A 14244-nucleotide genomic window follows, 5' to 3' on the forward strand; every position below is an offset into this window, starting at 1 on the left:
TTTTATGGATGGTTTTCTGCATCCGACGTCGTTCGGTACGGGGTATTGGTGCTATGATCGGCATCGCTCAGTCCGGTTGGTGATTTGTGATTTTTAGCGATTGATCAGATCGCTCAACTCGGACTGAGTTCCCTCAAAGTGATCTACTATTTGGAACAGCTATTTAGTACCATAACAGGAAAAAATGGCGCATGACGAGACACAAGGCCACCTGATGATGTCATCTTTCAGTCCACTGGTAGCTGTTGAGCCAGGGGCGGTAGCGTGGTGCGCTTGAAAAATTGTCAACTCTCTATTACCAACTGTGACATCTTTTATTAATTTAACTCAAACATATATATTTTTTTACTGGAATACACGCTTTCATCTTTACATATTTAAAAACACACAAGCTTAATATAAAATTACACATGAAAAATATTGAAACAAACACCCGAGAAAATATATTCCCCACCGTCATTTACATAGGATTAATCATTGCATTAAGCGTCATGATATTTGACTCCAGATTATCCGTTAAAATATTTAATAATATTGGGGTAATCTCTATTATATTTCTATTTTTTGTCATTAAAAAAGATGATATAAATAGAAAAAACACAATGGTGGCTGCAAGCATGCTATTACTGTGTATTATAAATTTCATTTGGGAATTCATTTATAAAACAAACAACAGTGAATTTTCAGGTGTATATCGCTCTTATCATAGCGTAGAAAAAATATTATTTTTAGGTTCAATTATTATTCTACTGATACTTTTATTAACTTCAAAATATAAAACAAAAAAAATAATACCTATTGGGATATGCGCAATTCCATTTTTATTATTAGGTTTTTTTTATTTTTTTGATGGGGTTGGAAGATTTAGGCTATCAGATGGTATACCTACAACCTCTGGTTACATGATAACATTTATCGGCATTCTTATATCACAAGCAATTATTTTAATAAATCCAAAGGGTAGAATTAACTTTTTTCTTTCGAATTATGCTCTTTCCTTTATCCTAATAATATATACAGAAACTCGTGCAGCAATACTATCATACCCATTACTCAGTTTAGTCATACTAACACCCTTTATCTTTAAGGGTAAAAGAATAGACTATAAAATAATAGCGAAACTCTTAGTTGTCAGTATTACTTGTTTGGCTATATGTTACGATACGATTAATACCAGAACAAATAATCTTTTTTCAGATTTAGAAAGATATAATCAATCAGACAGTAATACATCTGTTGGTGCACGTATTGCAATGTATAAAGCTGGGTTGTCTAGTTTCCTGGACGCGCCAATGGGACAATCTTTAGAATCAAGAGCAACTAATATAAAACAACAAGTTGATAAAGACCCCTCGATTATAGGTGCATCTCAATACACAAATGTTCATTTGCATAACGAGTTTATCGAGGCCATCTCTCTGAAAGGCGTATTTGGTGGTATTGCTTTACTTATGTGTTATCTCTCATTAATTTACTTTTTTTTATTCTTTATAAGAGACTACTCAATTATAGCTCTATCATTATCGTTGTTCATTTATGGTTTAAGTGATGTAATTTTTTATGACAATAATATAACAATTGTCTGGATACTTACTTATTGCCTCAGCATTATATTAGCTCAAAGTAAAAAAAATACATTGCCGTTAAAAATGCCTCTCTTTAATAAATCCGTCACATTGAAATAAGTGAGAATTATTGTGAATAATGTTTATCAAAGTTACCAAAAAATTCTGATTATTAAGCTCAGATTTCATGGTGATATGTTACTAACCACACCACTTATCAGCACGCTAAAAGCCAATTATCCAAATGCCAAGATTGATGTGTTATTATATGAAGACACCATTCCAATCCTATCAGAAAATAAAGATATCAATGTATTGCACGGGATAAAGAGAAAACAAAACTCGGTACTAAACACATTAGAGAGTATTTTTCATGTGGTTGTAAAACTTAGAAAAAACCACTATGATCTAATTATTAATCTAGCTGATCAATGGCTTATCGCACCATTAATAAAGTTAACAAATTCACCTAAAAAAATAAGTTTAAACTTTAATCATCGTCAATCTTTTTTATGGCAATATTGCTTCGACGAAATCATAACCCCGGAAGGTACTCATATCGTTGAACACAACCTCTCCATATTAAAATCACTAAATATAACAGTGCTAAAGACGAAAACGGTGATGGATTATGATATTCAACATTGGGAAGAAATTCATACCCAACTGATACAGCTAAACGCTGATAAAAAATATATCGTGATACAGCCTACGGCACGACAAATATTTAAATGCTGGGATAATAATAAATTCGCCGAAGTTATCGATAACATTCAGTCATATGGATTGAACGTCATTCTGACATCCGGCCCCGGCAAAGAGGATCAGCAATGTATAAAAGCCATTGCAGAGCTATGCCAGTCGCCTCCTATAACCTATTTTGCCGGAAGAACAACATTTCCTCAGTTGGCCGCATTAATAGATCACGCGGAACTCTTTATCGGCGTTGACTCCGCGCCTATGCACATGGCTGCCGCGCTTGAGACGCCGCTAGTATGTCTGTTCGGCGCAACGAACCACCAATTCTGGCGGCCCTGGAGTGATAATAAAATCCTTATTTGGGCTGGAAATTACCAAACAGTGCCCCAACGCAGTGAGATAGATAGAAAGTATAAATATTTGTCTTGTATTCCCGCAAAGGATGTGACAAAGGCAGCACTGACTATGCTTTCTGAAAACACGAAGATATCTCAACCTGTGACATCATTATGATCCTCGCATTCTGTTTATATAAATACTTCCCTTTTGGTGGACTTCAGCGCGATTTTTTACGCATCGCTCAGGCCTGCCAGATACGCGGACATCATATCCGTGTGTATGTTCAATCATGGGAAGGTCCGTTGGTTGATGATTTCGAAGTGATCCGGGTTCCAGTCCGAAATCATACCAATCACGCCCGCAATAAAGAATATTATCTGTGGGCACAAGAACATATGCGGCAACACCCAGTCGACCGGGTTATCGGTTTCAACAAAATGCCGGGGCTGGATTTTTACTACGCGGCTGACGTTTGTTACGCTGAAAAAGTCGCCCGGGAAAAAGGATTTTTTTATTGTTTAACATGCCGTTACAAGCACTATGCCGCGTTTGAAAAGTCAGTGTTCGAGCGCAATAGTCAGACGAAAATGCTGATGCTCACTCGCCGACAAATTGACGACTTTAAAAAACATTATGATACTCAGGATGAGCGCTTCATTATTTTACCTCCGGGTATTTCGCCCGATCGTAAATATGGTCCAAATTCAGCGCAAGTAAGAGCCAGATTTAGACTTAAGCAACAGATCCCTGACAATAGTTCGGTTATTTTGCAAGTTGGTTCTGACTTCAATCGAAAAGGTGTTGAACGCAGCCTTCACGCACTCGCCAGTGTGTCAGCCGCAGATCGAAAGCAGGTCGTTTTTCTGGTTGTCGGGCAGGACAAGCCTGAACGTTATCAAAAAATTGCTATGCGGCTGGGTATTGGTTCACAGGTTCGCTTCTTTTCCGGTCGTAACGATATTCCTGATTTTATGGCGGCCGCAGATTTACTGATTCATCCGGCCTATCAGGAAGCCGCTGGCATCGTATTACTTGAAGCGCTAACTGCCGGACTGCCCGTTATCGTTAATGATGTCTGCGGTTATGCATTTTATATCAATCAAGCAAACGCCGGTGTGGTTATTAAAGAACCTTACAACCAATCTGATTTAAATGATGCATTACAGTATGCGCTAAATCACCCTGAAGTCCGCACTCAATGGGTAGCAAACGCCCGACATTTCTCGAATACCGAAGATTTATACAGCTTGCCGGAAAAAGCGGCTGCGCTTATCTCGAGTGAGCAACAATGATTGAATTAAAAGAACCTTTCGCTTCCTTATGGAAAAATAAAGATCCATTCAAAGAAGTCGATAAACTCGATGGCGATGTGTTCCGTGCGCTTGAAAGCCGTCGAACTTTACGTTTTAGCTTGGCTGACCAATCCTATTTCATCAAAATACATCGTGGCACAACGCTGAAAGAAGCGCTCAAAAACCTGGTTTCGCTCAGGCTACCCGTGTTAGGGGCAGACCGCGAGTGGAATGCTATTCACCATCTTTCTAAACTGGGTGTTAATACCATGCAGGGCGTTGGCTTTGGTCAGCGTGGTTTAAATCCATTACGTCGTCACTCTTTTATTATCACGGAAGATCTTAATCCGGCAATCAGCCTGGAAGATTACTGTGCAATCTGGCCAGTGAATAAGCCATCCCGATATGAAAAACGGCGCATTATCCAGCGCGTGGCAGAGATGGTGCGTAACATGCATGCTGGCGGCATTAACCATCGGGACTGTTATATCTGTCATTTCTTACTTCATTTACCTTATGCTCCTTACAGTGACGATTTGAAAATATCAGTGATTGACTTACATAGAGCTCAAATCAGGAAAAAAGTTCCTATACGTTGGCGGAATAAAGATCTTATCGGTTTATATTTCTCATCACTTAATATCGGATTAACTCAAACAGATATTTTTTATTTTCTGAAAATTTATTTTAATCAACCATTAAAAATGATATTAGCGAATGAAAAAAAACTGCTCAGTGAAGCAAAAATAAAAGCAGATAAAATAAAACACAGAACTGAACGTAAATCACTATAATTCACAATAAGAACGGATCAATATGAATATACTTTTTGTTGGCGAAGCGGTATCAGGATTTGGTGGTATTGAAACTGTAATACAAAAGGTAACCCATTTTCTAACAGATGATACTGAAACAAGAAACCGTTATACGCTTTATTTTCTTTGCCGTGACGATAGAATGGATAAAGACTGGCTAGCGGGTAAAAATGCTGTTTATTCTCATTCAGGCACTAGAATTTCATTTTTCAGACGCCTCAAACATATTTATTCTCTTAGTCATTATATTGAGAAGAATAATCCTGATATTGTGATTTCGTTTGATGCGCCATCCTGCCTGATTGCCGCCAAAGCGATAAGATCCAGCAAGCGTAACATCCGACTGATTTCTTGGATACATTATTCTCTTGATCATAAAAAATATGCTGAACGAGTGCTGGAGGCGGGTTATCACTTGGCTATCAGTTCCGGTATTCACCAGCAGTTAGTCAATCGCGGTGTACCGACAAATAAAATCTCTACCATATTCAACCCGGTTACCCCGACAGAGAAAGTTATTTCGCGGCCAAACCCGTCGCAGCCAGCATCTTTTTTATATGTTGGTCGAATAAAATTCGAAGGCCAGAAAAGACTTAAAGATTTACTGGATACGCTCGCCAGACTCGAAGGAGATTGGGTATTCCATGCTGTTGGCGATGGTTCTGATCTGAAAATATGTCAAGCTTATGCACAGCAGTTAGGGATCAGTCAGCGTATCCATTGGCATGGCTGGCAGGCAAATCCGTGGGAATATATCAGAACCGAGATTAAAACAGTTAGTGCCTTACTCTTAACATCCTCCTTTGAAGGATTCGGGATGGTTCTTGCGGAAGCTATGTCTTACGGTATTTATTGTATTAGTTCAGACTGCCCATCAGGGCCAGCAGATATTATAAAAAGTGGGATAAATGGAGAATTATATCCCCCCGGAGAGATAGAAAAGTTACAGTCTATTTTGCAAATCATCACAAATCACAAACCATTACCACCGGTTGATACGATAAAAGCATCAATAAGTCATTTTTACGATGAGAGATACTATCAAGAAATAAAAAAAATAATTCTCTTAATCAGTAAACACTAATCTATCGAACAGTGTGGCAATAGTGAACTATTAAAATTTTGAGATTATTATGTACTTCAAAAAAGACGAAACTATTACAGAAATTGTAGCGTTCTCATTTTGTGCCAAACTGAATCATGAAGATAAACTAAATATTTCTTTTGGTACAGATAAAAACTTTTTGTTTGGTTGTGCAATTTCCATTGCTTCAATTTTATTAAATAATAATGACAAAAGTTTATCTTTTCATATCTTCACTGACACTTTAGGAAAAAATGAAAAAGAAAAATTTGGCGAGCTTGCCAGGCAATATAATACATCTATTACATTATATATTGTAAACTGTGACGAGCTTAAAAAATTACCCAGCACAAAGAACTGGTCTTATGCCATTTATTTCAGATTCATTATTACTGATTATTTCTACAATACGCTTGATAAGGTTATTTATCTTGATTCCGATATAATTTGCAATAATTCTCTACAGGAGTTAATTGATCTAGATATCAATGATTATATCGTTGCCGCTGTTGCTGAAGGCGAGCAAAACTGGTGGAAAAAATGTGCAGAAAGATTAGAAAACCCGGCAATTAAAAAAGGTTACTTTAACTCTGGTTTTTTGTTGATTAATTTAAAAAGTTGGTATACTTATGACATAACATCACGAACGATGGATATGTTAAAGAATAAGGAAGTCGCAGAAAAAGTATCCTATCCCGATCAAGATATTCTTAATATGTTACTACCTGAGCATATTCTTTTTCTTGATAAAAAGTATAATACCCAATTCAGTATAAATTATGAACTTAAATGTAATCCTGGGGAAACTTACCCTCATCCGATAAATGATAGTACGGTCTTCATTCATTATATCGGGCCAACAAAACCCTGGCATGAGTGGGCAAAATATCCATGTTCAAAATATTTTTATATAGCTAAAAATAACTCTCCCTGGAAAGATAATACGTTGGAGAAAGCGGTTACAACCAATCAATTACGTTACAGTGCAAAACATTTTTTTCATAAAAGAATATTTAGTTCATTCATTATTAACTACATACGATATTTTATAAATAAAGTATTAAATAAATGAGACACCACATAGATTATATGCACTTTAATAAAGAATTAATCATTGAAGACAAAATAAAAATAGTTGGGCATGATGAGCCTGATGAGTATTTTTTACATATTGCTTTTGGGATAGATAAAAACTTTATTTTTGGCGCAGCCATTTCAGCAACGTCAATCCTCATAAATAATAGCATTCCACTATCCTTTCACTTTTTTACGGATTACATAGATGATGATATCATTGATAGATTCAAATCTATGGTGAAAAAATTCCGTACAAACATCTGTATATATAAAGTAAATACAGAAATATTAAATGAACTGCCTCAAGAAAGGTGGCCGTGCTCAGCATATTTTAGAATTGTTGCTTTTGATTATTTGGCTGACACGATCGATAGACTATTTTATCTGGATGCAGATGTTATGTGTAAAGGAGATCTAAGCTCTCTTAAACAGATTGATTTTAACAATGCCATTTGTGCTATCGTACCGGATATCCACTCAACCCAGGAACAAGCTGCTACTCGATTGAAAAAGCCGGAATTAATAGAATGTTACTTCAATTCTGGTGTAATGTACATGCAGTTAAAACGGTGGAACGAATATCAACTGACAAAAAAAACCTTATCCTTTATTCAGGACAATTTAACATTAAGATATCCAGATCAGGATGCACTGAATATACTTCTTTATAACAAAACAATTATCCTTCCTCGTAAATTTAATTGTATCTATAGTATTAAGAGTGAATTGAAAGATAAGCATCATCAAGACTATCGCAAAATAATCACTGACGAAACTATTTTAATTCATTACGTGGGTACAACAAAGCCCTGGAGTGCATGGGGCCAATATCCTTCAACGACTTTTTTTCAAACAGCCTACCAAGAATCAACATGGCGAGATATACCACTTGTTATGCCTGTAACATCACTGCAATGGAAGAAAAAATCAAAACATGAAATGAGACAAGGGAAATATATAAAAGGGATATTTAGTAGGCTTATATATTTCCTTAGAAAATAATATACATATATTACGGTAGTTAATTCATGAATATAACATCTGTTGTAATACTTTATAATTCAAAATTAGAAGATTCCGAAACATTGAAGAGCATTAAAGAATGTCGTCTTGGGAATATAAATTTAGAAATCTGCATATGGAATAATGGCCCTCAATATCTCAGTGAAAATGATATAGTATATTTTCTTTCTATATATAAAGAAAAAAAAATCAAGGTTAAAATATATCAAGACATCAGGAACATATCACTATCCAAAATTTATAATTTTTTTATTAAGAAAGAATCATATGATTTCATTACAATTTTAGACCAAGATTCTATTTTACCATTGAATTACTACAGTAATATAGCATGCCACAGCGATACAGATATTGTCGTACCCAAAATCATTGCAGAAAAGAATGGTATTAGAGTACAAACCGATCCTCATTTATATGGAGATTGTGACATTATGATTGATGAGGGTATGGCCAACGTAAAAATAGATTCTATCATGTCAGGAATAGCGCTCTCCCAACGCGCTATCGATAAAATCGTTGCATTCAGAGGCTATGTTTTCGAAGAAAAACTAGCATTTTACGGTATTGATAGTGATCTATTCAGAATCGTTAATATAATGTCAGATGCCGCACACCCACTTAATATATATTGCGCAAATGAAATCCATCATTCATTCGCTATATTTAACCCAGAAGAAGCGAAGAGTAAAACTCGACTGATGGAGATGTTTTACTTTAAATTTTTCATAAGAAATGAGTATCAGAAAAAGTCTAGGGCAAGTACGCTTTGGGTTTGCTTTAGAGATTTCATACGAGGAAAAAATAGTTTTTATAGAACAAGAAACTTAATTATTTTTACTTTGAGAAATATACATCCCCGTTCTAAGTTAGAGATAAAGAAAGAAATAGTCCCTACACATTACATCTAAAATACTTATAAGTAAAAAACATAACTATTTCATTTCACTAAAGTAATAAAATATCAGTCTACTAAATATTATAAAATTAACAGATAGAGAAATAAAGATGAAAAAAATATCTTTTGTGATTTTAACATGGAACAGATCAAAAATGTTAAAACTATGTCTTAATAGACTCCATACAGCCATTAAAAACAAAGACGAATGTGAGATAATAATTTTAGATAATGCATCAACTGATAACACTAAAGACGTAATAAATGAATTCCAAAAAGAAAAAAAAGGTATCAATATTAAAACCATATTTAGTAGAAAAAATACTGGATTAAATGGTTACAAGAAACTCTTTTCAAAAGCGAAGGCAACGTATATTGTTGAAGTGGATGATGATGTCCTGGATTTTCCTGATGGTTTAGATTGTATATTCGATAATTACATGAGCACTTTTCCAGAATATGGCTATCTCGCTTTGGATGTCATTCAGAACGAATATACTGATGGTGCTAAACCCGGAGCGGAATATTATACAGAAGTAGAGCGTAATGGCATGGTGATTGAAAACGGTCCTACGGGAGGATGGTGTGCATGTTTCAGAAAAGAGGATTTTAAAAGAACATTTTCACTATTTAATATATTCCAAAAGTTTGATTTTAAAAATGGGGAGGATGGCTATTTATGCAAAGTATTAAAGAAACGTGGAAAAAAATTTGGCATCATAAAGGGAATAAAATGTTTTCATGCGTCAGGCCCTTATTACTCAAAAGAATTTGAACAGTTAGACAGAGATATTATAAAATATGAGAGTTCGGGATTAGATAATTATGTTAGTAAATATAAAGAATATTTATAATTATTAAGGCCGAGGCAAAGAGATCAAGAATCAATTAAAACAATATTATCTTTACCGAAAACTTATTCTTCTGTATGAATAAAAAGTCTAAAATCAAGCAAATTATAGATTTAATATCCTTAACTATATAATATTGCTATCTATACTAATCAAAACAGTAAACAACATGCTACAAACCCTCTACACCATTCTTCTCTACCTTATCCAGCCCTTGATATGGCTCCGCCTGTGGCTTCGGGGACGTAAGGCGCCGGCTTACCGCCGGCGCTGGAGCGAACGCTATGGATTTTGTGCCGAGAAAGTAAAACCCGATGGCATTATGCTGCATTCTGTTTCCGTGGGCGAAACGCTGGCGGCTATTCCTCTGGTCAGGGCATTGCGCCATCGTTACCCTAACCTGCCGATCACCGTCACCACCATGACGCCAACCGGTTCAGAGCGCGTGCGCTCCGCTTTCGGCGATTCGGTCTATCACGTCTACCTGCCTTATGATTTACCCTTTGCATTGAAACGTTTTTTTAATCAGGTGCGTCCGAAAGTCGTCATTATCATGGAAACTGAACTGTGGCCGAATCTGATCGCGGAGTTGCATAAGCGCAAAATTCCGCTGGTGATCGCCAACGCCCGTTTATCAGCACGTTCAGCCGCGGGTTATGAAAAAATTAGCCGTTTGACGCGTCACATGCTGCGGCACATCACGCTGGTGGCGGCGCAGAATCAAGAGGATGGCGAGCGTTTTATTGATCTCGGTTTGAAACGTGCAAGTCTGACCGTCACCGGGAGCCTCAAGTTTGATATTTCCGTTACCCCTGAGTTGGCTGCGCGGGCGGTGACACTACGCCGCCAATGGGCGCCACACCGTCCGGTGTGGATTGCCACCAGCACCCACGAAGGGGAGGAAGCCATTATTTTAGCGGCGCATCGTCAGCTATTGGCGACATACCCCGATTTGCTGCTTATTCTGGCGCCTCGCCATCCGGAACGATTCGCGACCACGCAAGCTTTAGCGCAAAACCTGGGTTTCACTTACACCTTACGCAGTGGTACAGAGCAGCCGTCTGCCGACACGCAAGTCGTTATTGGTGATACTATGGGCGAGTTAATGTTGCTCTATGGCATTGCTGATCTGGCATTTGTGGGGGGCAGTCTGGTCGAACGAGGCGGGCACAATCCACTCGAAGCCGCAGCGCACGCTATCCCTGTGCTTATGGGGCCACATACTTTCAACTTTAAAGATATCTGTAACAAACTTGAGCAGGCTGACGGTCTAATCACCGTGACCGATGCGGCGTCCATCACGAAAGAAGTGGGCAATCTGCTCGCTGATGAAGACTATCGCCGCTACTATGGTCGGCATGCGGTCGAAGTGTTGCACCATAATCAGGGCGCACTGCAGAAGTTACTGACATTGCTGGAGCCTTATCTGCCGCCGCGCACCCATTGAGCGATAAAAACCTGTTTCGAATATGAGGCGACCATGACAACCAAGGCGATTTATCCCGGCACGTTCGATCCATTAACCAATGGTCATCTGGATTTACTGACCCGTGCCTCACTCATGTTCGATAAATTGGTGTTGGCCATTGCCGCCAGCCCAGGCAAAAATACCTTGTTCTCGCTGGATGAGCGGGTTGAGTTAGCCAGAGGCGTAACCCAGCACCTGAAGAATGTCGACGTTGTCGGCTTCAGCGAGTTGATGGCCCATTTCGCCCGGCGTCAGCAGGCGACCATTCTGGTTCGTGGTTTGCGCGCCGTTTCTGACTTTGAGTACGAACTCCAACTCGCCAGAATGAACCGCCACCTGATGCCGACGCTGGAGAGCGTGTTCCTTATGCCGTCAGAAGAATGGTCGTTTATTTCCTCTTCGCTGGTCAAGGAAGTGGCCCGTCATGGCGGCGAGGTTGCTCATTTCCTGCCTGTTTCTATTGCTGACGCCCTACAGAAAAAGTTGTCCGCAGCTTAAAGCACATCAGGATCCGATAATACTCATCAGGCTATGTGTATTGGCCTCCAGACCAAAACGCGCCCGGACATCCTTCTGGCCCGCTTGCGCATAGGACTGCATGGTCGTTTTATTTGCGAGCGCGAAATCCAGCGCTTTCACCCATTCCTCGGGCACATTGCGGGATACGATAAGACCGGTAACATGGTCCTGAACCGTTTCGGGCAATCCACCTTCATTACTGATGATGACCGGGACAGCTAACCCCAGCGCCTCAATTTGCGCCATTCCCAACGGTTCTTTCATTGAAGGCATCACCAGCACATCGGCTCGCTTCAATACAGCGGCGACCGACTTTAATTCACCCATCCATATATATTTCTGCAAACCACGTTGATTAATTTCTTTTTTTAATTTTTCAGCGTCACCGCCGCCCGCAATAATATATCTTAGCCGGGGTCTGCTTTTTATTAATTCGCCCATCGCTGAGAGAATGATGCTGTGTCCTTTTTCCTCTCTTAGCATACCAAGCTGAATAATCACATCTCCCTGATTTTCATTAAGCCAATCAGTTAAATCTTCTCTGATAGGAAGATCGATCTCATTATCAAGTCTGGCGAAATTAATGCCGGGGTAAATCACACGAATCTCTTTCCCCGGAAACTGCGGTTTGATCTTGTTGACCATAAACAGACTCGGCACCATGACCAAATCAACGGGAAGGAAACGATTAAGGGGATTCGGCTTTCTATTCGTGTAATACGTTCTCGATCTGATGATTTTAGGCCGTCTTGTCAGCGTGATCGCGGCAATGCACAAATTATTGGCATCATGGCCGCTATGACAAATACAAGCCATCGGACGATATTGCTTGACAGCTTTTCTGATACCTTGGATCGTCGGTAAATGAAAACTGTTACGGAAAGGCAGGTTAATAACGGATAAACCGCGTGATCGCGCTTCACCATCAATGCGTCCTTTAGGATTGCACAGTAAATAGGTGGCTAATCCCTGAGCATTCAATGCTTCCATCTGTTGCAGAAGCTGCCACTCTTGCCCTCCCATATTTTTCGAGCTTTCAAGGAAAAATACGACACCGCGATTTTTATACATACCTCAACCCTGATTTGATAAAGGTGATTGCAGGAAAAACTAACGCTGACAAACCCGGCAAAAAAACGTACTGCGCTGTCCATGCTTTGCCGTTTCTATTGGCGTTCCGCACAGTCGGCAACGCTCTCCCGTCCGCCCGTATACCTGAAGCTCCTGAGCAAAATACCCCGGTTTGCCATCGGACTGGAGAAAATCGCGCAATGTGGTGCCACCTTGCTCAATTGAGCGCAACAACACCTGTTTGATGGTATCGGTCAGTAAATGCGCTTCGGCTTCGTTTAATGAACCAACCGCCCTGTCCGGCCTGATTCCCGCCATAAACAACGACTCGCTGGCATAGATATTCCCCACGCCAACCACGATCTTGTTATCCATAATCCACGGCTTGACCAGCGTCTTTCTCCCTCGCGATCGCTGATACAGATAATCCCCCGAAAATGCCTCGCTTAACGGTTCCGGCCCTAGATGCGCAAGCACCGCGCTTTCCGCCGGATTCTCTGTCCATAACCAGGCACCGAAACGCCGGGGGTCGGTATAACGCAGAACCTTGCCGCTATCCATGACTAAATCGACATGGTCATGCTTCTCCGGTTCGATATATTCCGGCAGGATGCGCAGGCTGCCGGACATGCCCAGATGTACAATAATCCACCCAGTGGTTAATTCAATCAGCAGATATTTGGCGCGCCGGTGAACGCCCAGCACCCGTTGATCGCTGAGCGATAAAATTTCGCTGGAAACCGGCCAGCGCAGGCGAGTATTCCGAACATCGGCATAGAGGATCGTATGGCCTACAAGATAGGGAGAAATTCCCCGACGACTGGTTTCAACCTCTGGTAATTCAGGCATCACTTATCTCCTGGGAAATGCCGGATAAGTTAACATAAAAACGCCGCAAACGTCCTCTGCAACCGCTCAACAGGAACGGTCAGGAAATTCTGCCATAAAAAAACCCGGCCAGAAGCCGGGTTTTTCAATCATCCACTAAAATTATTTAATTTTAGCTTCTTTGTAGATCACGTGTTGACGGACAACCGGATCGAATTTCTTCAGTTCCAGTTTTTCCGGCTTCGTGCGCTTGTTCTTCGTGGTGGTATAGAAGTGACCAGTACCAGCAGAAGAAACCAGCTTGATCTTCTCGCGAACACCCTTAGCCATGATTCAGTTCCTTAATACTTTTCACCACGGGCACGCAGATCGGCCAGAACCGTCTCAATACCCTTCTTATCAATAACGCGCATACCTTTAGCGGATACGCGCAGCGTTACAAAGCGCTTTTCACCTTCAACCCAGAAACGGTGTGAGTGCAGGTTCGGCAGAAAACGGCGTTTGGTCGCATTCAGTGCGTGGGAACGGTTATTACCGGTCACCGGACGCTTGCCAGTAACTTGGCAGACTCGGGACATGTCTATTCTCCAAAAATCAAATCAGCTCGAGCTTCGTATAGGATGTTGGCCGCCTCGTCAGGCTCTAGAGCCCATCTCAGCAACTTCACTGAAAAGACTCCGTCATCAGGATAAACCTGCTGAGATAGGCTCTTAACGCC

Annotated in this window: 15 protein-coding genes; 11 read left to right on the plus strand and 4 right to left on the minus strand. The window is 40.0% G+C overall.

Features of this window, described 5'->3' with window-relative positions; translation table 11 throughout:
- Positions 1-410: 410 nt before the first annotated feature.
- The 11 genes from DES54_RS14695 to coaD all read left to right on the plus strand — a co-directional run bounded on the left by DES54_RS14695 (position 411) and on the right by coaD (position 11606).
- The gene (locus tag DES54_RS14695) at positions 411-1685 is read left to right on the plus strand and encodes an O-antigen ligase family protein (RefSeq protein WP_113868637.1); all 1275 of its coding nucleotides are present in this window, start codon (positions 411-413) and stop codon (positions 1683-1685) included.
- 12 nt (positions 1686-1697) lie between these two features.
- Positions 1698-2777 (plus strand): lipopolysaccharide core heptosyltransferase RfaQ, encoded by a 1080-nt coding sequence (gene rfaQ / locus DES54_RS14700; protein ID WP_113868690.1) that lies wholly within the window; start codon positions 1698-1700, stop codon positions 2775-2777.
- The gene (locus tag DES54_RS14705) at positions 2774-3895 is read left to right on the plus strand and encodes a glycosyltransferase family 4 protein (protein WP_113868639.1); all 1122 of its coding nucleotides are present in this window, start codon (positions 2774-2776) and stop codon (positions 3893-3895) included. The genes rfaQ and DES54_RS14705 overlap by 4 nt, the downstream gene beginning before the upstream one ends.
- Positions 3892-4689, plus strand: coding sequence for a lipopolysaccharide core heptose(I) kinase RfaP (gene rfaP, locus DES54_RS14710; protein WP_113868642.1), 798 nt, complete (start codon positions 3892-3894; stop codon positions 4687-4689). Before DES54_RS14705 ends, rfaP begins: the two co-directional genes overlap by 4 nt.
- A gap of 22 nt (positions 4690-4711) precedes the next feature.
- Positions 4712-5794 carry a lipopolysaccharide 1,6-galactosyltransferase gene (gene waaB, locus DES54_RS14715; protein ID WP_113868644.1) on the plus strand — a complete coding sequence of 361 codons (1083 nt, stop codon included), beginning with the start codon at positions 4712-4714 and terminating at the stop codon, positions 5792-5794.
- Between the two features lie 49 nt (positions 5795-5843).
- Positions 5844-6866: a lipopolysaccharide 3-alpha-galactosyltransferase gene (gene waaO / locus DES54_RS14720; protein WP_113868646.1), complete on the plus strand. Its 1023-nt coding sequence runs from the start codon at positions 5844-5846 to the stop codon at positions 6864-6866.
- Positions 6863-7873, plus strand: a complete 1011-nt coding sequence (locus DES54_RS14725) for a glycosyltransferase family 8 protein (RefSeq protein WP_113868649.1) — start codon at positions 6863-6865, stop codon at positions 7871-7873. The genes waaO and DES54_RS14725 overlap by 4 nt, the downstream gene beginning before the upstream one ends.
- A gap of 26 nt (positions 7874-7899) precedes the next feature.
- Positions 7900-8802 (plus strand): glycosyltransferase family A protein, encoded by a 903-nt coding sequence (locus DES54_RS14730; protein ID WP_113868651.1) that lies wholly within the window; start codon positions 7900-7902, stop codon positions 8800-8802.
- A 97-nt stretch (positions 8803-8899) separates the two neighbouring features.
- Entirely contained in the window at positions 8900-9643 is a 744-nt protein-coding gene (locus tag DES54_RS14735; RefSeq protein ID WP_113868653.1) for a glycosyltransferase family 2 protein, read from the plus strand.
- A gap of 166 nt (positions 9644-9809) precedes the next feature.
- Entirely contained in the window at positions 9810-11087 is a 1278-nt protein-coding gene (waaA, locus tag DES54_RS14740; protein WP_113868655.1) for a lipid IV(A) 3-deoxy-D-manno-octulosonic acid transferase, read from the plus strand.
- A gap of 33 nt (positions 11088-11120) precedes the next feature.
- Positions 11121-11606 (plus strand): pantetheine-phosphate adenylyltransferase, encoded by a 486-nt coding sequence (gene coaD / locus DES54_RS14745; RefSeq protein WP_113868657.1) that lies wholly within the window; start codon positions 11121-11123, stop codon positions 11604-11606.
- A 6-nt stretch (positions 11607-11612) separates the two neighbouring features.
- Here coaD and DES54_RS14750 read toward each other — a convergent pair whose 3' ends face one another.
- From DES54_RS14750 to rpmB, 4 genes are all read right to left on the minus strand, one after another.
- Complete coding sequence (locus tag DES54_RS14750) at positions 11613-12698, minus strand: glycosyltransferase family 4 protein (RefSeq protein WP_113868659.1); 1086 nt, start codon at positions 12696-12698, stop codon at positions 11613-11615.
- A gap of 39 nt (positions 12699-12737) precedes the next feature.
- Entirely contained in the window at positions 12738-13547 is an 810-nt protein-coding gene (mutM, locus tag DES54_RS14755; RefSeq protein ID WP_113868661.1) for a bifunctional DNA-formamidopyrimidine glycosylase/DNA-(apurinic or apyrimidinic site) lyase, read from the minus strand.
- A gap of 141 nt (positions 13548-13688) precedes the next feature.
- Positions 13689-13856, minus strand: a complete 168-nt coding sequence (gene rpmG, locus DES54_RS14760; RefSeq protein ID WP_004392084.1) for a 50S ribosomal protein L33 — start codon at positions 13854-13856, stop codon at positions 13689-13691.
- Between the two features lie 11 nt (positions 13857-13867).
- A complete protein-coding gene (rpmB, locus tag DES54_RS14765; RefSeq protein ID WP_009110942.1) occupies positions 13868-14104 on the minus strand; it encodes a 50S ribosomal protein L28 in 237 nt (78 codons plus the stop codon).
- Positions 14105-14244 lie beyond the last annotated feature (140 nt).

Source organism: Brenneria salicis ATCC 15712 = DSM 30166 (genome assembly GCF_003315515.1).
GTDB classification, from domain to species: Bacteria; Pseudomonadota; Gammaproteobacteria; order Enterobacterales; family Enterobacteriaceae; genus Brenneria; species Brenneria salicis.

Excerpts from the sequence above, each read along its gene's own strand:
- DES54_RS14695 (WP_113868637.1), top strand. The coding sequence starts at position 411 with ATGAAAAATATTGAAACAAACACCCGAGAAAATATATTCCCCACCGTC.
- DES54_RS14705 (WP_113868639.1), top strand. The coding sequence starts at position 2,774 with ATGATCCTCGCATTCTGTTTATATAAATACTTCCCTTTTGGTGGACTT.
- rfaP (WP_113868642.1), top strand. The coding sequence starts at position 3,892 with ATGATTGAATTAAAAGAACCTTTCGCTTCCTTATGGAAAAATAAAGAT.
- waaB (WP_113868644.1), top strand. The coding sequence starts at position 4,712 with ATGAATATACTTTTTGTTGGCGAAGCGGTATCAGGATTTGGTGGTATT.
- waaO (WP_113868646.1), top strand. The coding sequence starts at position 5,844 with ATGTACTTCAAAAAAGACGAAACTATTACAGAAATTGTAGCGTTCTCA.
- DES54_RS14725 (WP_113868649.1), top strand. The coding sequence starts at position 6,863 with ATGAGACACCACATAGATTATATGCACTTTAATAAAGAATTAATCATT.
- DES54_RS14730 (WP_113868651.1), top strand. The coding sequence starts at position 7,900 with ATGAATATAACATCTGTTGTAATACTTTATAATTCAAAATTAGAAGAT.
- DES54_RS14735 (WP_113868653.1), top strand. The coding sequence starts at position 8,900 with ATGAAAAAAATATCTTTTGTGATTTTAACATGGAACAGATCAAAAATG.
- waaA (WP_113868655.1), top strand. The coding sequence starts at position 9,810 with ATGCTACAAACCCTCTACACCATTCTTCTCTACCTTATCCAGCCCTTG.
- coaD (WP_113868657.1), top strand. The coding sequence starts at position 11,121 with ATGACAACCAAGGCGATTTATCCCGGCACGTTCGATCCATTAACCAAT.
- DES54_RS14750 (WP_113868659.1), bottom strand. The coding sequence starts at position 12,698 with ATGTATAAAAATCGCGGTGTCGTATTTTTCCTTGAAAGCTCGAAAAAT.
- mutM (WP_113868661.1), bottom strand. The coding sequence starts at position 13,547 with ATGCCTGAATTACCAGAGGTTGAAACCAGTCGTCGGGGAATTTCTCCC.
- rpmG (WP_004392084.1), bottom strand. The coding sequence starts at position 13,856 with ATGGCTAAGGGTGTTCGCGAGAAGATCAAGCTGGTTTCTTCTGCTGGT.
- rpmB (WP_009110942.1), bottom strand. The coding sequence starts at position 14,104 with ATGTCCCGAGTCTGCCAAGTTACTGGCAAGCGTCCGGTGACCGGTAAT.